Raw genomic sequence first — 18,057 nt, 5'->3', positions numbered from 1 at the left:
CATATTGCTATGGTCAACAATAAGGGGCTGGAGAGATCTGGCCCCTTTTTTCAGGAGGTTTTTTATGTCATATATACGTCGAGCTAAGCGGGAACTGCAGCTTCTTTGGCGTGACCCACTTCTTGCTTTTTTAGTGGGTATTGTGGCTTTTGCCCTTATTCTTTTTGTTCTTTTCCCCCTCATTTCTGTGCTGATTAGAAGCTTTCAAACTCAGGAAGGAGCATTTTCCCTCGTTAATTACCGCCGTTTCTTTACTTTTCGTTATCTTAGAAGTGCACTGAGTAATAGCCTTTTTGTAGGAATAGCTACAGGGGTTGCGGGTGTTGCAATTGGATATATAGCAGCCTTTACTATTACGAGGACAGCTATTCCCGGGAAGAAGGTTTTACATATCCTTTTTATTTTACCAATTATTTCCCCGCCCTTTACCAGCTCACTGGCCATATTGATGCTCTTCGGAGCGAATGGCCTTATTACGAAAGGATTATTAGGACTGAAGAATTTCAGTATCTATGGTTTTAAAGGAGTACTCCTTTCTCAGATATTTACCTTTGCTCCTGTAGCGTACCTAACACTGCGTGGGGTTCTTGAATCTCTTAACCCCACGTTGGAGGACGCGGCAATGAATGTAGGTGCTTCTCGCTGGCAGACTTTCTGGAAAGTAACTTTCCCATTGAGTCTACCGGGTATAGCCAGTGCTTTTCTAGTGGTGCTTATTGAGTCCTTAGCCGATTTTGGAAATCCCCTTGTTCTGGCGGGAAGCCGTTTCCCTATGCTTTCCATCCAGGCATATCTCGAGATTACAGGTTCCTTCAATCTTCCCCTGGGAGCGGCCTTAGCTGTTGTGTTGCTTATCCCATCTATAACAGCCTTTGCCATTCAGCGCTATTATCTTGAAAAACGGCAATATACGACCATTACGGGGAAACCTGTAGCTTCATCATCAAAGCTGGTGAGCCGCGGAGCACGAAAATGCCTGCAGACTTTTGTCGCCTTATTCGCTCTATTTGTGCTCCTTTTTTATGGAACGATTTTTCTCGGGGCCATGACTCGTGTTTGGGGATATGACTTTTCTCTTACAGCCAGGCACTTTGCCTATGCCCTGAGTGTAGGGTTTGATACGATAAAAGATACCTTAGTCATTGCTGCTTTGGCGACACCTATTTCTGGGCTTCTTGGCATGCTTATTGCTTTTATGGTGGTTCGCCTCTCTTTTCCTGGAAAAGGAACTTTAGAATTTGTTTCTATTCTTAATTTTGCCGTCCCTGGAACGGTTGTAGGTATTGGATATATTCTTGCTTTTAATAAACCGCCTCTCCTTCTTATTGGGACTCTCGTCATTCTTGTGCTCAATTTCATTTTTCGTTATATCCCTGTGGGAATTCAGTCGGGAGTTGCCGTTTTAAGACAAATAGATCCCACAATAGAAGAGGCGGCACAGAATCTTGGAGCTGATGGTATGACTACTTTTCGAAAAATTACGTTGCCTCTTATAGCACCGGCGTTCTTTTCTGGCCTTGTCTTCGCTTTTGTAAGGGCCATGACGGCCATAAGTGCCGCTATTTTTCTCGTTTCAGCCCGGTGGAACCTTCTCACGGTCCAGATACTCAACGAAGTTGGGTCGGGACGGTTGGGTGTGGCAGCGGCTTTCAGCGTTATTTTGGTGGCGATTGTCCTTGTAGCCATGGTCATTATCAGCCGCCTCGTTTCGGGTCGAGCCGGTGGAATGAAAGCCTTAGAGATATCAAAGGAGCTGTAGCCCTATGGAACTTTACATAAAAAAAATTGTCAAGGATTTTGGCAGTTATGATGATCCCTCCAATCGAGTTCGAGCGGTAGATCGGGTGGACCTTCATGTAAAAGAGGGGGAACTTATCACCCTTTTAGGGCCGAGCGGTTGTGGGAAAACAACGTTGCTTCGAATGATTGCCGGCTTTGAAGATCCCACAGAGGGAGATGTTTTTTTCGGGGATCGAAGGGTCAACGATGTGGCTCCCAACCATAGGAACGCTACCATGGTTTTTCAGTCTTATGCCATCTTTCCTCACCTCAATGTGTATGAGAACATTGCCTTTGGCCTGCGTCTCAAGAAAATGGAGGAGAGCAAAATCCGTGAAAAAATGGAAGGGGTCATTGATCTCGTTGGATTGACGGGGCTGGAATCCCGACAGCCCAGCCAGCTTTCCGGCGGTCAGCAGCAAAGGGTGGCTTTGGCCAGGGCCATTATAATGGAGCCGGCCCTTTTGCTTTTTGATGAACCCCTCTCTAATCTTGACGCAAAATTACGGGAGCAAATGCGTATAGAGATTCGCCATCTTCAGAAACGACTTGGCATTACCAGTGTCTATGTAACCCATGACCAGGCGGAAGCCATGAGTATATCTGATCGAGTGGTAGTCATGAACAAGGGGCGGATAGAGCAGGTGGGAACTCCCATTGAACTTTACGCAAGGCCGTCGAATTCTTTTGTTGCGGCTTTTATAGGAAAGGTCAACTTTATGCCTGCAAAAATAGAGGACAAAAAACATGTCCGCATTGGCTCTTCCCTTTTAGATGTTATGGCTATTCCTGAGGCGTGTCATGTTGGAGATATTGTTATAGCGACCCTTCGTCCCGAAGCGATAGAAATAGATAACATAAAAAGCGATGATGTACACCATGGAGAAGGAAGAATTCTCCGACGTACTTTTTTAGGAACCATAATTGAGTATGAAATTGAGGTTCACAATACGGTTTTTCACGATCATCTTATTGTTCATACTGTGAACCCCATAACGCAGACCCTTTTTGAAGTGGAAGAGGAAGTGTTCATTCGTTTTAAAGAAGAAGCCATACACCTTCTCGATGAGTCGGCATCTTCTTTTAGCCACAAATGAAAGAAACAAGCTCTTCTTTGGGTATGGAGGCGAAATATTTTTCAGTATCAATGGAAGCGAGCCTTTTTCTCAGGGCCTTTTCTTCATAGAGGCAATGTAAAAGATGACCTTCGAAAATATTAAGGTTCTCGTCGCCAAAGAAATCTCCGAAAAAACGACAGCCTGTTATAACCCCGTCTTTTATGTTAAAGCAGGCCTCCACTTTGCCGGCATTGAAACGCCGGCTCTTTTTTTCTGTAAATTCAGGGGATCTTCCCCAATTCCAGCTCCATGTACTGTATTTTTCTTCAATGAGCCTTTCAATGTTTTTACGGTCGTCTTGTGAGAGAAAGTAGGGCTTGAAACCCTCCTTTTTATCCATCTGGCGAAGAATTGCATCTTTAAAGGCTTCAATACTCATAGGGCGGGGAAGCCACTGAAGAATATTGGTAACTCGGCTTTTTACTGATTTAGCGGCTTTAGACTGGAATTTATCTTCTGAAACTTTCAATGCTAAAGAGAGCTTCTCCAGGTCTGAATTAAAGAGAAGGGTTCCATGATGAAGAAGCCTTTTTTTATCCATATGCTGGGCATTTCCAGAGAACTTTAGACCATTGATGGCCAGGTCATTCCGGCTGTTGAATTCAGCATATACCCCAAGGCTTTGCAGCACATCTACGATCGGCTGGGAGTGCTTTTGAAAATCGAAGGGATTGTCTGAATCGTTAGGTACGGCAAAGGTGTAGTTGAGATTTCCAAGATCATGATAGACAGCTCCCCCTCCGGTGATGCGGCGAATGACGTGAAGATTGTTTTCCCTTACAAAAGGCTCATTGACCTCTGCCGCTGTATTTTGAAAGCGCCCGACGATAATTGATGGGCTATTTCGCCATAGCAGCATAAATTTCTCTTTGTACGTTGAGAGAAGAGAGTAAACATATTCTTCAAGAGCAAGGTTGTACCGCGGGTCTGTGCAAATGTTCTCTATATAGTACATGTGAGTACCTCCAGATACTAAAAGTGCGGATAGCCTTTGTCTTTTTCTGACCTTAAACGTTGACTTTATAGTGTAGCGTATATAGATCTATCAGTGAGCGTATATGAAAGGCGTATTCAGTCAAGTTTGCTGAAAGGGCCAGTCCTTCGGCAAATAGAAGTCCGCGAATTACAAAAATATCAGGCGACGTGGGAAGAGGCATGAGGTAGTGTTTTTCCTGGGGTTTAATATAACGGTTTTTATAATGACGGAATGTCACCAGTTCGGGGCGGGAAACCCAGATACGCATGAAAATGCCATACAGTTCAAAACAGTCACTGAGAGAGTAGTGCCCTATTTCGGAAGGAAGAGCGTCTTCTATTGTTTTGACTATAGACGGAGTTTTAAGGTGAGTTATGGTCTTCATTTTCGCTTCATTGAGCCTGGGCCATTTGTACAGTGCGGCATTCTTAGGGTTAGGTATGGCGCACCAGTTCGTAAGGCCGATCATGGAACACCACCATTTCCAGTCTTTTACAGTTTCTCTGGGTAAAAATGACGTATCAAAGGCCAGATTATGTACCACGATTCCTGACACGTGCCACTTTTTCCAGAAAGAAAGAAGGGCGTCCACATCTTCAAGAAAATAGAGGGGATAGGGTTCTGTCTGACGGAACCAATGAATTCTTTCCACTGTCAAACCATGAATCTTTTCAGTGGCATAGTCTGGTGTTTCTGTGGGAAAGTAAAAGCGATTAAAAAAATCACGGATATGTCCTCTGTCATCAAAAACAATGGAGGAAGCTGAGACAACAGAACTTCCCTTCAGTCCGTTCGTTTCGAGGTCAAAGACAGCAAAATTCATGGCCTATCCTCCTTTCTCCAGTGTAGCAATTGATTTTAGCATGGATTACACGAAGCCGTGCCATCCTGTTTACGTACTATAAAAAACATAGTAACCTGAATATGGAAATAGAATTGTGAAAAGTACACGTTTGGAGGGAACAGCTGTCTATGGATGCCTTTTCTTTGCGACAACGTATAGAAGTTTGTGAGAAATGTGAATTATGCGGAATGAGACAGCAGCCTGTTATCGGTGAAGGCTTGGCGGAGTGCAGGGTTATGCTTGTGGGGGAAGCTCCTGGCGCTACAGAAGATGAAACGGGGCGCCCCTTCGTGGGACGGTCAGGGAATCTCCTGTGCCAGCTTATTGAAGAAGCAGGCCTTTCTCGAGAATTCTTTTTCATTACCAATATGGTTAAGTGCCGCCCACCGGAAAATCGAAAACCTACAAAGGATGAGCTGGATGCCTGCCGCCCTTTTTTGGAAGAACAGATACGCCTCCTTTCCCCGTTATTGATTGTAACGGCAGGCAATACGCCCACCCAGTGGTTTCTCAACACGAGGAAAGGGGTTACAGCCCTGCGGGGGCAATATTATCCCTGGGATTTTGAAGGGAGGAAAATAAAGATCCGCCCCCTCTTTCATCCAAGTTATCTGTTGCGGAACAGATCGAGGGAAAAGGGGCGTCCTCTCCATCAGACCCTTTGTGATCTGCGAGAAATAGCTTCCTTTTTGAAATAGAGAAAGGGGCTTGTATGAACGCAAGCCCCTTTATGTTCTCTTTTTTGAGTGAGAACCTATTACTGGAGAATAGTAATGCGTTCCTCAGATTGAAGCTTTATTTCCCCTAGATGGCGGATATATTGGGCCAAACTTTCTACATCCCCTACCTGCATGCTATAGGCTGTGGGAGCCGCCATCTTAAATACGTAATATTTATCGCCCCCTGGAGCAAGCCAGTCGGTAGTCGTCACTGAGTAGACTGTGCCAGGGTTGAGTGGGGCCCATGTTCCGTCATCGTTCTCAACCATAACCTCAACAACCCGATCCCCATTCTCCAAAAGATCCCCATCGTTATTGATCAGAGCGGGTTTTTTCTTGAGATCGTATGAGACCTTCAAACCCGATACCTGTAAGAATCCGCCGGTAGGGGTTCGAAGGTTTCCATCATACCCATCTCCCTCACGAATGAGGGCGGAGGCGGATACTTCTAAAATGTCTCGGATTTGCTCCCCAGTGAGATCAATTCGAACAAGGGTGTTTCCGTAGGGTAACATTTCGTAAAGGGTTTTGTATGAGATTTCTCCGGCGGGGTATACCTTATCGCCGCGGATGCTTCCTCCGTTCATAAGCCCTATCTGGGTCTGACCATTCCAGCGGAGGGAATCGGCGATAAAATTCCCAAGAGGGGCTTCCTTTCCCCTTACCGCTGCCTTTGTGGCGTCAGCATCCTGCGTCATGATCCCTATAGGCTCGCCGAGTTTTTCATCAAGCTTTTCCTGGAAAGGGTTAATGAGCCATGCGACACGCTTATCCATGGGGATGTCGCTGGTGAGCTCCCGCGCTTTCCATGAAGAATTGCCTTCATCAAGCTTGCCATTTTTCACTGCTACTGTGGCGATGCCTATATACCTGCCCATTGAACCGCCATGGGAGACCATTGTTTTCCACCCATTGGGTCCCGTTATTATCTCAGGAGTTTCAAGAAGTGTGTGGGAATGGCCGCCTGTGATGATATGGATGCCTTCTACTGCCTGGGCGATGGCCCGATCTGCGTAGATGCCCACATGGGTCATAGCGACAATGATATCGCATTGCTCCTCATGAAGGATCTTTACCATGTGTTGGGCCTCTTCCTTGAGATCCTGACCTACACGGAAACCGCGGCTGCCCTTGGTGACAGAGAAAAGTTCAGGGGCGATGAGACCGAAGAAACCGATCTTCAGCCCATTGGCAGCGTCTTTGATGACGTATGGGTGATAAAGGTTTTGAAAAGCGGGAAGGTCTGTATGAAGATTCGCTACGGTAAAGGGGAACCGCGCATATCTCATCAAGTCCTCAAGCACTGAAGGGCCGAGATCGAATTCATGATTTCCTAAAGTGGCAATATCAATGCCAGCCAGGTTAAGCCCTCTGATCTCAGCAAGTCCTTTGTAGAAAAAGAAAAGCGGCCCTTCATTGATATCACCCATTTCCAAAGCAAAGACATTGCCGGGATTTTGGGCCTTTTCTTTGCCTATAAGAGTGGAAGCGCGAGCAAGTCCGCCTACTTCAACCTTAACTTTTTCCCCCTTCACTTCTTTGCTGATTGTGTAAGGATAGATGTGGCTATGGATATCATTAAGGGTCATAAGAGTAATGGAGCCGTCAACGGCTAGAGCACCTGCAGAGAGGATGAGGAGAAGACAACACGCTATAAGCCCTCTGACAATTTTTTTCCTCATAACCTCAGCCTCCTTTCATTGATACTCTTATTTATACTCTTCCACAACTATTTTGCCTTCAACAACCTCTTGAGTAAGTTCTTCCAACCGATGCCGCACATCTTCGGGAACGAGCTTCAGAGCACTATCAGACCAGGAGAGCCCCACGCCGTTGTTTTTGAGATCGCAAGAGACAACCTGCCCTCTGGGATAGTTTTCCTCTTTTTTAGCCTTTATGAGGTCGTAAGCCGCGTTATCCAGTCTCTTTAACATGGAGGTGAGAACCACTTCCGGCGCAAGGTATTCCTGAGGAGAATCAACACCTATGGCATAGAAATTAGCTTCTTTAGCCGCGGCGATAACTCCTTCCCCTGTTCCCCCTGCCACCTGGAAGATCACATCTGCGCCATTATGGTACTGGTTCAACGCCATTTCTTTTCCCTTCGCGGGGTCAGACCAGCTCCCCACAAAGCCCGTAAGGACCTCGCAGTCGGGATTGATATATTTTGCGCCCTGTTCATATCCCACAAAGAAGTTGTGAATGACGGGAATGTCTTCTCCCCCCACTGCGCCGATAATGGCTTCCTTATTAACGAGAGGATCGTTTTCACGGGTGGTCATCATTGCCGCCAGAGCTCCTGCCAGGAAACTTCCCTCATTTTCTTTAAAGTCTACGTAAGTGACATGGACTGTTTTGCCAGAAACGTCGAAATAGGCGAAATCTGTGTTGGGAAATTCCGGGGCTACCTGTTCGATGGCATCAATAAATTCAAAGCCGACAACAAGCACAAGGTCAAAGTTTTTGGCGGCAGTTGCCAGATATGGAACATAGTTAGCGGGGTCAAAATTACATTCCACCACTTTCCCTACGATGTCCAGCTCTTTTTTGGCCCGCTCTAGTCCCGCATTGGCAGAGTCATAAAATGACGCGTCGCCTAATTTGTTTGCGATGACAAGGGCGACTTTGATTTTGTCGGCAGCGAGGGCTCCTCCGGATGCTATCCCGAAAAGCAGTAGGCCAGCTAATAAAAGACACCATGTTTTTTTATGCATACCCTATCACCTCATCTATATATATTTGGAATCAGGCTTTTTTAGCCAGTTTCACCCCTTTCCAGTTCTTGAAGACAAGGGCTATAATAACCAGAATATAAGGAAGCATAAGGGCGAGATGGCTTGAGAATCCAAAGGATTGAAGCTCTATTCCCGCGGCTTGAGCAGCCCCGAAGAGAAAAACCCCTACAATGGACCAGAGAAGATTGCCGTCACCAAAGATTACAGCCGCTACAGCGAGCCATCCCCGTCCAGCGCTCATACCGCTTACAAAGGCAACCAAATAGGATGTAGAAAGAAATGCGCCAGCCAATCCCACCATGATTCCATTAATGGCCAAAGCCTTAAAACGAAGGCTGACGGGAGAAATCCCCGCAGCTGAAAGGGCTTCTTCATTTTCTCCTGCCGCTTTAAGACGCATCCCGAAGACTGTTTTAAAATCAACGAACCAGAATATAAAAAAGAGAATAGCTGCCAGGAGGATAAGGAGGGAAAAATTTCCTATGTAGGGCAACGAAATGTCAGGAATACGTACCATCCGCGGATCCCGAAAGCCGCCTTTTACGTGAAAGACGCTCTTCATGAGAAGAATTGAAAGGCTGTCTGCCAGTATGTTGAGGGTCATACCAACTACCCATATATTAGCCCTGAGAAAAACACAAAGCAAGGCAAAAAGCATATTAAAAATAAGTCCCGCCGCCATACCTGAGAGAACGCCGGCAATCCAGCTTTGAAAGAAGTAATTGCCAAGGACGGCAAAAAAAGACGAGATGAGCATAGCCCCTTCCTGGCTTATGTTCAAAACCCCAGTTTGCCGAGTCCATGTTCCGCCGAGGGCAGTGAGGAACAGCGGCGTTGACATCCTGATGGTAGCTCTGAGAAAGTCAAACATGGCTTAATCCTCCCTGATCCTGTTTGCCAGGCGATTAGCTACCGAGATTCCGGCAGTTACAAAAAGCACGGCGCAGCAGACAATGATTGAAACAAGTTCCTGAGGAATGTCTGTGACGAGTTCCATCTGAAGGGCTCCGGAACTCATGATTGAATAAACAAAAGCCGCGAGAATCCCTCCGATAGGGGAGTATGTGACCATCATAGCCAGGATCATGCCTGTCCACGTATACCCTGGAGAAATATTAATGAGGAAACGGTAGTGATCTCCCATAACGAGAAGAGATCCAGCCAGACCGGCGAGGGCCCCGCTCAAAAGCATTGCTGCCATCTGACGATTTCGAACATCTATCCCTCCGTATTTGGCAAAGCGTGTGTTCATTCGGGAGCAGCGCCAATCGTAGCCCCATACAGATAAATCCATGAGCACAGTTACAATAAGAACTGCCCCAAGTGCTACATAGATACCTGTATTGAGGGTTCCAAAAACCTGAAAATGAGAGAAACGCATGGCTTCCGCAATTTTTTCAGTGCTTCCTGCACTTGTCCTTTCGCCAGCGTAGGGACCGGTGGCCAAATATGTAGTAAAGAGAATTGCTATAGAATTAAGCATTATAGTGAGAACGACAATATTGAGGCCTTGATCAAGATGGAGTTTCCCTGGGATCCATGCCCACAAAACCGCGGTTCCTATTCCAGCCGCGAGGCCAAGAGGAATAAGAATAAAGCCAGGAAGCCCGCCAAACTCTATGCCTGCAAAAGCAGCGGCAAAGGCTCCCAGAAACAGCTGTCCCTCGGCGCCGATATTCCACATCCCTCCATAAAAAGCAACAGCGATGCTCATGGTGGAAAGTATGAGGGGAACGGCCCTGGCCAGGGTTGCTAAAAGCGCGCCGGTATCTCCTAAGGCCCCAATGATCATTTCCCTGTAGGCTTCCATAGGGTTTGCTCCATAACAGGAAATGAGCACGGCGCCAATAAGAAGGCTCAAGCCGAAGGACACAAGGATAATGCACTGATCCCGATAACGTATCAGCCAGTCTTTTGAAAAAAGGATCATGATGACGCCTCCTTTCCGCGGACAAAGGAACCCTCCAGCATAAGGCGTCCGACAAGGTTGCGGGAGGCTTCTTTGCGGGGCAGAACGGCTACGATCTCTCCCCTGTTCATAACTGCTATTCTGTCGCTGAGAGAAAGGATTTCGTCGAGATCCGCAGAGATCATCAGAATGGCTTTCCCAGCTCTTCTTAAGGAGAGAAGTCTGTCATGGATAAAGGAGATACCCCCAATATCCACTCCTCTGGTCGGTTGGGATACGAGGAGGAAATCCGGCTGCTGTTCAAGTTCCCTTGCCATTACAAGGCGTTGCATATTCCCGCCGGAGAGAGTTCCTGCCTGTATATTTTCACTTGCCGCCATAATGTTATAGCGTTCCATAAGATGAAGGGCGAATTCTCTGATGGATCGAAAGTTTTGAAAGAAGTTCCTTTTTAAGAAGGGCGGTTTGTATTGATAGCCTAAAAGGGCGTTGTCTTTTAAGGAAGCGAGGGGGGCAAGCCCTGTCTTTATGCGATCTTCCGGGATATAGGCAAGTCCAAGTTTCCGCCGTTTTAGAGGTGGTAAATGTGTTATGTCCCGTTTGCCCATTAAGAGTTGTCCCTCTTTTACAAACCGAAGACCGGAAATAGCTTCTTCCAGCTCACTTTGCCCATTTCCAGTAATGCCCGCAATTCCAACAATTTCCCCTCTATGGACAGTAAGGGTGAGGTTTTTGACCACATCCTTGCCCCTGTCCCCGGAGACGGTCAAACGGGTCATTTCTAAAAAAGGCTTGAGCTCCCTGGAAGGAGTTTCTTCAAGTACCGGTATATGGACGCTGCGGCCTACCATAAGAGAGGCAAGTTCCTCGGAAGTGGCCTCTGAGCGAGGGAGGGTCGCAATATGTTTCCCCTTTCTCATAACGGTAATAACATCGGAAACAGCGAGCACTTCGTTGAGGTTGTGTGCAATGAAAATAATCGTTTTCCCCGCCTTGCGAAACTCTCTGATAATAGAAAAAAGCCCTTCTATCTCTCGGGGAGAAAGAACGGCAGTGGGCTCGTCAAAAATGAGAATTTCAGCTTTTCTGTAAAGAAGTTTCAGTATTTCCACACGCTGCTGTATTCCCACTGGCAATGAGTGGACGGGGGCGAGAGGATCTATATTTAGCCCGTATTGAGCAGAAAGGTGTCTTACGGCCTCTATTGCGCCATGGTGATTGAAGATAAGCCCCCTGGTGGTGGGTTCATCTCCAAGAACTACGTTCTTATAGACAGGGAGGGACGGAACAAGCATAAAGTGCTGATGGACCATTCCAATTCCATATTTCATTGCGTCTCGCGGGGTTTTTATAGTGAGGATTTTATTATCGATCTTGAACTTTCCTGCAGTGGGACTGTAAAGTCCATAGACGCATTTCACTACAGTCGATTTCCCCGCTCCGTTTTCGCCAACAAGAGAATGGACAGTGCCACTGGCAATTTCTAAAGAGAAATCATCGACCGCTCTGAGTGTTCCGAAGGTTTTGGTAAGGCGGGAAATCCATAGCGACGGCATCATGTCCCCTCCACTTCTGGTGGGAAATATTTTTTAAAAGACAATATTATTGTAACACGATTTTAATAGGTTCAAGAATGGGGATGTAAAAAAGCCGCCATATGGCGGCTTAAACGGTAATCTCATCTTTTTTGAGGAGGGTGTCGAAGGTCTTTCTATCTTTGAATTCCTCTCTTTTTCCTTTATTCCATTGTGATATTGGGGTTAAAAAACCCACAACCCGCGAGTATACTTCACATTTAGTCCGTTTTTCTTCACTCATCATTTACAGCCTCCTTTAAAAGGGTAAGACGCTTTCTAGTTTCTGACTCCTACAAAAGCTACATATTTTTCTGCTATTTTCTTGAATCGACTCAGTTCATGAAGAGAGAAGCTTCTTTCTTTTGAGAACTCTTCAGATAGGGTTCTGTAAGACCTGAAATTCTGAATGTAGTAAACCCTTGCCCCTTCTATCATTCTTGCAATCTTTTCCATCTCTTCTTCGTCGGTAAGACCAGGAACCACAGTAGTACGAAATTCCATTGCCACAGAGGTCTTTTTCAGTATTTCGATGGATTGAAGTATTGGTTCAATGGAACCGCCATATCCTGCTGTTACAGGATATTCTTCTGGCGATGCTTTGACATCCATAGCTACATAATCCACGAGGTCTTTTCCAATAAACGATTGAAGTCCCTTGGGGTCGCTGCCATTTGTATCAAGCTTGACGAGAAACCCCATATTTTTCACTTTTTCGATGAAAGGCAAAAGATCTGGCTGCAAGGTAGGTTCTCCTCCAGTGATAACAACGCCGTCAAGCAGCCCGATCCTTCTTTCAAGAAAATTAAAAAAGCCTTCTTCTGAGAGGAAATTTATTTCCCCTCCCTCAACGAGCTCTGGGTTCTGGCAATAAGGGCACCGAAAGTTACACCCTTTGGTGAAAACGACGGCAGCAATCTTTTCGGGATAATCAATGAGGCTCGATGGAACGATCCCTGCAAGAATCACAGCGATTTCACTTCTTCCATATATCCTTTTTCAGCATCACAGTAGGGACAGTATTCGTGGGCCCCCGGTATATACCCGTGGATTGGGCATACGCTAAAGGTTGGTGTGATAGTGAAATAAGGTAGATGAAAATTTTCAGCAATTCTTTTCACTAAACGTTTGGTGCTTTCCCCACTCGGCATACTTTCCCCTAGAAATCCGTGAAAGACGGTTCCGCCGGTATAAAGAGTCTGAAGTTTATCCTGGAGTTCCAGGGCTTCAAAAATATCATCTGTATATCCCACTGGTAATTGACTGGAATTAGTATAGTAGGGGTCAGCCCCTAATTGCCTTACGTTCTCTTCGTTTGCTGCATAGATACTGTTTCCATAGCGTTCTTTATCGAGACGGGCAAAGCGGTAGCTGGTCCCTTCCGCTGGAGTGGCTTCCAGATTGTAAAGATTCCCCGTTTCTTCCTGGAAGTCTGAAAGCCGCTGTCTCATAGCGGTCATGACACGGGTGGCAAAAAACATCCCTTCCGGATCCGCAATGGTTTTCCCCATAAAGTTCAGCAGTGCTTCATTCATTCCATTAATGCCAACGGTATTGAAATGGTTGTTCCAGTATGTTCCAGTTTCTTCTTTTATGGAGCGAAGGTAAAATTTAGAGTAAGGGTATAAATTCGCTTCAGTGAGACGCTCAAGCACTTTTCTTTTTATTTCGAGGCTTTCTTTAGCTATATCCATAAGTTCAAAGGTACGTTCTATAAAGTCATCTTCATTTTTCGAAAGATAGCCGGTTCGAGGCATATTGAGGGTTACTACCCCTATTGAGCCGGTCATAGGGTTCGACCCAAAAAGGCCACCGCCTCTTTTACGTAACTCCCTGTTGTCAAGGCGCAATCGGCAGCACATGGAACGGGCGTCGTCAGGGCTCATATCGGAATTGACAAAGTTCGAGAAATAGGGAATGCCGTAACGTGCAGTCATATCCCACACAGTGTTGAGAACATCGTTATCCCAATGGAAATCTCGAGTAATATTGTACGTTGGAATGGGGAAAGGAAAAACTTTTCCCGTGGCATCCCCTTCAAGCATCACCTCTGCAAAAGCCCTGTTCAGCATATCCATTTCCTTCTGGAATTCGCCGTAGGCCTTATTCATAGCCTTGCCTCCCACTATTGCCGGCAGGCCTTCCAGGATTTTGGGCGGAATAAGGTCCATGGTGATATTTGTAAAGGGAGTTTGGAATCCAACTCGCGTAGGGACATTGAGATTGAAGATGAACTCTTGCAGAGCCTGTTTCACATCTCGATACGTCAGATCATCGTAATAGATAAACGGCGCCAGATAGGTGTCAAAGTTAGAAAAGGCCTGAGCCCCGGCAGATTCTCCCTGCATAGTATAGAAAAAATTAACGATTTGCCCTAACAGGCTTCTAAAGTGTTTAGCAGGTTTGCTGCTCATTTTTGTCTGAACGCCGGTGAAACCGCTGACAAGAAGGTCATACAGATCCCATCCGCAGCAGTATACAGAAAGATTGCTCAGATCGTGAATATGCAGATCTCCTGAAATATGGCGCTCCCTCACCCTTGGGGAATATATTTCCTGAAGCCAGTATTGAGCTGTTAATTCAGAAGCAATATAATTGTTGAGCCCTTGGAGAGAGTAGCTCATATTGCTGTTCTCGTTCACTTTCCAATCTAGCTTTTCAAGATATTTGTTGATCATATCAGCGGCGCTGCCAAGAAGTTTTTTGGTGTCTCTCATTTTGGCATGCTGCTCCCGATAGAGGATATATGCCTTGGCAATAGAGGCATAACCCTTCTCTATGAGGATTTTTTCTACCAGGTCCTGTACTTGTTCTACTGTGGGCACCCCTTCTTCTTTGTAAAAAATTTCAAGAAGGGATACAATTTGGCGAGTTATTTCTTGCCCTACTTCCATAGGGTTCTGGTGATCAACAGCTTTTGCCGCTTTCATTACAGCCGTTGTGATCTTGGATTCGTCAAAGGGGACTTCATGGCCATCTCTTTTTCGTATGCGACGTATCACTTTGGCGGCCTCCTTAATGTTTTAGGTAATACTCGGGCTCAGATTATACCGCCCTTCATAGAAAAAGCCAAACGGAAATATAGGCTATATGGGGTTGTTAAAAATATTATAACTCTATATGTAGGGTTTTGGCTATTGTTTTTTTATTTTTTTCATTTTCTCTTCTGGCCGGAATCGTACGCATATTGTAAGATGGGAAAAACCTTTACTACTAAGGGGTGTTTATATGGCTACTGTAGGAAACTACACCGATAAAGAAACTTTTGGAAAGATATCTTCCAGAATTAGAACCACTATAGAAACGGCATTTTTGAGCAATAACGTACTCCATGTAACAACACCTCGTGAGGCCTATGAGCTGGCTAAAAGAAGTGTCGGGACTATCGAACTGACAGGCATGCCAGTGTATGAACCTGAGTGGCAGGGGCTTTCTAAAGGGTGCAACGTCCTTCTTTTCAATGATGGAGCTGTGGTAGGGCGATGCGCCGCTGCCAGGCGTATCCTTGGCGACCCAGAAGTGTCTCTGGATGAATATGCGGCTAAACTTCGAGAAGCGGTATATCATACCCGATACAGGAATCTCTATGCAGCGGAAGCTGTTATAGGGCTTGAAAAAGATTTTATGGTTCGAGCTCATCTGCTCATTCCTGAAGGTCATGAGAATTTGCTCTATAACTGGATCCTCAACTTCCAGTATATAAATAAGATTTATAGTGAAATGTATAAGGAATCCCATGCCTATCTTGATGGGGATATTTATATCCTGGCTGATCCTGATTGGAAGCATCCTGATCATCCTCTAGGACTTGCCCTTTTCGACCCAGAACATAATTGCGCGGCCATCTTAGGGATGCGCTATTTTGGCGAGTTAAAAAAGGGAACCCTCACGCTGGCATGGGGAACAGCTGTCCGCAACGGTTTCGCTTCCTGCCATGGCGGATTGAAACGGTATAATCTTTCTGGAGACCGTTCTTTTGTAGCAGCTGTCTTTGGATTATCAGGGTCAGGGAAGTCCACTATTACCCATGCACGCCACGAAAATCGCTATGATATAACAGTGCTTCATGACGATGCCTTTGTCATTAACCTGAAAGAGCGATATTCTATCGCCCTGGAACCTTCTTATTTTGATAAAGTACAGGATTATCCAATGGATTGCGAGGATAACAAGTTTATAGTTACCCTTCAGAATTGCGGTGCGGTTCGTAAGGAGAGCGGCTTGGTCTATGCCGTAACTGAAGATCTTAGAAATGGCAACGGGAGGGCTATCAAGTCAAAATTATGGTCTCCAACAAGAGTAGATCGGATTGACGAACCGATAGATGCTATATTCTGGCTCATGAAAGATCCTACTATGCCCCCTGTGCTCAAAATTACTGATCCTGTGCTGGGAGCCGCTATGGGGGCCACATTAGCCACTCGCAGAACAACGGCAGAGCGCCTTGCCCCTGGTGTTGATCCGAACGCTCTAGTGTTTGAGCCCTATGCAAACCCCTTCAGAACCTATCCCTTAGGGGTTGATTACGGCCGCTTTAAGACTCTGCTTGAAAGTGGAGTGGATTGTTATATCTTGAATACAGGAGATTTTATGGGAAAGAAAGTGCAGCCCCGTCATACCCTTTCTATATTAGAATCTATTGTAGAAGGGCGAGTTTCTTTCAGGCCTTTAGGAGCCTTGAGTGCGGTAGAAGTGATGGAAATGGAAGATTTTCCCCTCCACCTTGATGATGTTCAGTATAAAAAAGAAATTACTGCCCGCATAAAAGACAGGGTTGCTTTTGTAAAATCAAGGGAATCGGAGCGTGGAGGGGTAGATAAGCTCCCCCGGGAAGCTCTTGAGGCTTTGCAGAGAATGACAAGGGAACTGGGATATCCGGGAGAAGCTTGATCGACGGAGGCCCCTGTTTTTATCAGTTGGGTAGGAGGACAAGATGGAAAGAGCAAAAAGGATGGGGGAGGATTCAATCCCCCGTCTTCTTTTTCATTTTTCAGGGCCGGCCATTACAGGACTTTTGGCAAATGCCCTCTATAATATAGTAGACCGCATATTCGTCGGCCATGCTGTGGGTCCCACAGGCATAGCCTCCATAGGGGTGGCCTTCCCCTTTATGGTAGCAGTGATTGCGGTGGGGTTGCTCATAGGAGTGGGGTCTTCCGCCCTTATTTCAATTTCTCTTGGAGAAAAAAAGAGGCGGCGGGCTGAAATAGTTTTGGGCAACGCCATTGCCCTTCTCGCCATTGCCAGTATTGTGGGTTTCTTATTAGGCTGGCTTTTCCTCGATGAGATTTTGCGCCTTGGCGGAGCCACCGACCTTTTATTGCCCCACGCTCGGAAATATTTACGGATTATCATTATGGGAATCCCTTTTTCACTCTTCAGCTTTGGTTTTAATTATTTTATCCGGGCAGAAGGCGCTCCCCGTTTTGCCATGATGACTCTTCTCTTAGGCGCAGGCATCAATATTGTTCTCGATGCCGTCATGATCCTTGTATTTGACATGGGTCTTGAGGGAGCGGCTTTTGCCACGATTGTTGCTCAACTCATCGCGGCACTTTGGGCTGTTTCTTTTTTTGCAAGAAAAAAAGGATCATTGCGAATTCGGTTTATACATTTGCGTTTCCGTAAAAACGTGATAAAACGCATTATTTCAATAGGAACGGCGCCTTTTATTCTCGAGGCGGGCTTTACTTTTATTTTGGGAGTTTTAAATCAGACGCTGAAAATCTATGGTGGGGAAATAGCCATATCTGCTCTTGGTATATTTTTTAGTCTTGACTCTCTCTTTTTTCTTCCGGTACTTGGCATAGGAGAAGGAGCCCAGCCCATTATTGGTTATAATTTTGGCGCGAAACAGATAGAGCGGGTGAAGGCCACGATCAAATGGGCTCTCTTTGGGGCTTTATCCTTCTTTGCGTTAAGTTTTATCATGGTATATTTTTTCGCAGAACCTCTTGTCATGATCTTTAACACTACAAGTCCTGAATTGATAAAACTTGCGGCGAGAGGTTTGATGATCTCTTACAGCTGCGTTGTCTTTGCGGGAATTTCCATAGTTGCTTCCTATACTTTTCAGGCTCTGGGCCTGGGACGTCAGAGTCTGTTTCTCAATGTGCTAAGGCATGTCCTTTTCTTTATTCCCCCCATTCTTTTGCTTCCGCCTATGATGGGAACTGATGGGGTGTGGCTGGCATTTCCCATTTCTGATGTAGGAGGAGGGATCCTGGCTTCTTTTTTGTTGCGTCGTGAGTTCAGAGATCTCGATCGGTTCATGCTTAGAGAGGAACCTGAGGGAGAACTGAATCAGGCGTAGTCATTCTTTTTAATTTAACATTAAAATCCTTAACATTGAGTTTCAAAATGGATTGTGGTATGGTGTTTTAACGGAGTTATTTCTATAAAA

At 45.8% G+C, this 18,057-nt stretch carries 15 protein-coding genes; 5 read left to right on the top strand and 10 right to left on the bottom strand.

Annotated features, from left to right (window positions below):
- The first annotated feature begins 64 nt into the window (after positions 1-64).
- Together BUC50_RS08285 and BUC50_RS08280 are read left to right on the top strand one after the other, a co-directional pair.
- Positions 65-1,759 (top strand): ABC transporter permease, encoded by a 1,695-nt coding sequence (locus BUC50_RS08285; protein WP_013048955.1) that lies wholly within the window; start codon positions 65-67, stop codon positions 1,757-1,759.
- 4 nt (positions 1,760-1,763) lie between these two features.
- Positions 1,764-2,876, top strand: a complete 1,113-nt coding sequence (locus tag BUC50_RS08280) for an ABC transporter ATP-binding protein (RefSeq protein WP_013048954.1) — start codon at positions 1,764-1,766, stop codon at positions 2,874-2,876.
- Here BUC50_RS08280 and lplA read toward each other — a convergent pair.
- Positions 2,863-3,852 (bottom strand): lipoate--protein ligase, encoded by a 990-nt coding sequence (gene lplA, locus BUC50_RS08275; RefSeq protein ID WP_013048953.1) that lies wholly within the window; start codon positions 3,850-3,852, stop codon positions 2,863-2,865. The genes BUC50_RS08280 and lplA overlap by 14 nt on opposite strands.
- 52 nt (positions 3,853-3,904) lie before the next feature.
- Entirely contained in the window at positions 3,905-4,696 is a 792-nt protein-coding gene (locus tag BUC50_RS08270; RefSeq protein ID WP_013048952.1) for a 3'-5' exonuclease family protein, read from the bottom strand.
- A 149-nt stretch (positions 4,697-4,845) separates the two neighbouring features.
- Here BUC50_RS08270 and BUC50_RS08265 point away from each other — a divergent pair, with 149 nt between their 5' ends.
- A complete protein-coding gene (locus BUC50_RS08265) occupies positions 4,846-5,415 on the top strand; it encodes a uracil-DNA glycosylase (protein WP_013048951.1) in 570 nt (189 codons plus the stop codon).
- A 59-nt stretch (positions 5,416-5,474) separates the two neighbouring features.
- On the opposite strand, the gene BUC50_RS08260 is transcribed toward BUC50_RS08265, so the two are convergent.
- The 8 genes from BUC50_RS08260 to BUC50_RS08225 all read right to left on the bottom strand — a co-directional run bounded on the left by BUC50_RS08260 (position 5,475) and on the right by BUC50_RS08225 (position 14,656).
- Positions 5,475-7,118 carry a bifunctional metallophosphatase/5'-nucleotidase gene (locus BUC50_RS08260; protein WP_013048950.1) on the bottom strand — a complete coding sequence of 548 codons (1,644 nt, stop codon included), beginning with the start codon at positions 7,116-7,118 and terminating at the stop codon, positions 5,475-5,477.
- A 27-nt stretch (positions 7,119-7,145) separates the two neighbouring features.
- Entirely contained in the window at positions 7,146-8,150 is a 1,005-nt protein-coding gene (locus BUC50_RS08255) for a BMP family lipoprotein (protein ID WP_013048949.1), read from the bottom strand.
- Positions 8,151-8,181: 31 nt separating this feature from the next.
- A complete protein-coding gene (locus BUC50_RS08250) occupies positions 8,182-9,042 on the bottom strand; it encodes an ABC transporter permease (protein ID WP_013048948.1) in 861 nt (286 codons plus the stop codon).
- A 3-nt stretch (positions 9,043-9,045) separates the two neighbouring features.
- Positions 9,046-10,101: an ABC transporter permease gene (locus tag BUC50_RS08245; RefSeq protein ID WP_286677350.1), complete on the bottom strand. Its 1,056-nt coding sequence runs from the start codon at positions 10,099-10,101 to the stop codon at positions 9,046-9,048.
- Positions 10,098-11,636: an ABC transporter ATP-binding protein gene (locus tag BUC50_RS08240; protein WP_013048946.1), complete on the bottom strand. Its 1,539-nt coding sequence runs from the start codon at positions 11,634-11,636 to the stop codon at positions 10,098-10,100. The genes BUC50_RS08245 and BUC50_RS08240 overlap by 4 nt, the downstream gene beginning before the upstream one ends.
- A gap of 109 nt (positions 11,637-11,745) precedes the next feature.
- Positions 11,746-11,898: an anaerobic ribonucleoside-triphosphate reductase gene (gene nrdD, locus BUC50_RS08235; protein WP_041459668.1), complete on the bottom strand. Its 153-nt coding sequence runs from the start codon at positions 11,896-11,898 to the stop codon at positions 11,746-11,748.
- A 35-nt stretch (positions 11,899-11,933) separates the two neighbouring features.
- Complete coding sequence (locus BUC50_RS08230; protein ID WP_013048945.1) at positions 11,934-12,623, bottom strand: anaerobic ribonucleoside-triphosphate reductase activating protein; 690 nt, start codon at positions 12,621-12,623, stop codon at positions 11,934-11,936.
- Positions 12,620-14,656 (bottom strand): ribonucleoside triphosphate reductase, encoded by a 2,037-nt coding sequence (locus tag BUC50_RS08225; RefSeq protein WP_013048944.1) that lies wholly within the window; start codon positions 14,654-14,656, stop codon positions 12,620-12,622. The genes BUC50_RS08230 and BUC50_RS08225 overlap by 4 nt, the downstream gene beginning before the upstream one ends.
- A gap of 226 nt (positions 14,657-14,882) precedes the next feature.
- Here BUC50_RS08225 and BUC50_RS08220 point away from each other — a divergent pair, with 226 nt between their 5' ends.
- Both BUC50_RS08220 and BUC50_RS08215 read left to right on the top strand, forming a co-directional pair.
- Positions 14,883-16,544 carry a phosphoenolpyruvate carboxykinase (ATP) gene (locus BUC50_RS08220; RefSeq protein ID WP_013048943.1) on the top strand — a complete coding sequence of 554 codons (1,662 nt, stop codon included), beginning with the start codon at positions 14,883-14,885 and terminating at the stop codon, positions 16,542-16,544.
- 43 nt (positions 16,545-16,587) lie between these two features.
- Positions 16,588-17,967: an MATE family efflux transporter gene (locus BUC50_RS08215; protein WP_013048942.1), complete on the top strand. Its 1,380-nt coding sequence runs from the start codon at positions 16,588-16,590 to the stop codon at positions 17,965-17,967.
- The last annotated feature ends 90 nt before the right edge of the window (positions 17,968-18,057 follow it).

The organism is Aminobacterium sp. EBM-42 (genome assembly GCF_001896635.1).
In the GTDB taxonomy this organism is placed as follows: domain Bacteria; phylum Synergistota; class Synergistia; order Synergistales; family Aminobacteriaceae; genus Aminobacterium; species Aminobacterium colombiense.
This window is presented reverse-complemented; position numbering and strand designations above follow the sequence as displayed.

Coding starts and splice junctions, on each gene's coding strand:
- BUC50_RS08285 (WP_013048955.1), top strand. CDS start 65: ATGTCATATATACGTCGAGCTAAGCGGGAACTGCAGCTTCTTTGGCGT.
- BUC50_RS08280 (WP_013048954.1), top strand. CDS start 1,764: ATGGAACTTTACATAAAAAAAATTGTCAAGGATTTTGGCAGTTATGAT.
- lplA (WP_013048953.1), bottom strand. CDS start 3,852: ATGTACTATATAGAGAACATTTGCACAGACCCGCGGTACAACCTTGCT.
- BUC50_RS08270 (WP_013048952.1), bottom strand. CDS start 4,696: ATGAATTTTGCTGTCTTTGACCTCGAAACGAACGGACTGAAGGGAAGT.
- BUC50_RS08265 (WP_013048951.1), top strand. CDS start 4,846: ATGGATGCCTTTTCTTTGCGACAACGTATAGAAGTTTGTGAGAAATGT.
- BUC50_RS08260 (WP_013048950.1), bottom strand. CDS start 7,118: ATGAGGAAAAAAATTGTCAGAGGGCTTATAGCGTGTTGTCTTCTCCTC.
- BUC50_RS08255 (WP_013048949.1), bottom strand. CDS start 8,150: ATGCATAAAAAAACATGGTGTCTTTTATTAGCTGGCCTACTGCTTTTC.
- BUC50_RS08250 (WP_013048948.1), bottom strand. CDS start 9,042: ATGTTTGACTTTCTCAGAGCTACCATCAGGATGTCAACGCCGCTGTTC.
- BUC50_RS08245 (WP_286677350.1), bottom strand. CDS start 10,101: ATGATCCTTTTTTCAAAAGACTGGCTGATACGTTATCGGGATCAGTGC.
- BUC50_RS08240 (WP_013048946.1), bottom strand. CDS start 11,636: ATGCCGTCGCTATGGATTTCCCGCCTTACCAAAACCTTCGGAACACTC.
- nrdD (WP_041459668.1), bottom strand. CDS start 11,898: ATGAGTGAAGAAAAACGGACTAAATGTGAAGTATACTCGCGGGTTGTG.
- BUC50_RS08220 (WP_013048943.1), top strand. CDS start 14,883: ATGGCTACTGTAGGAAACTACACCGATAAAGAAACTTTTGGAAAGATA.
- BUC50_RS08215 (WP_013048942.1), top strand. CDS start 16,588: ATGGAAAGAGCAAAAAGGATGGGGGAGGATTCAATCCCCCGTCTTCTT.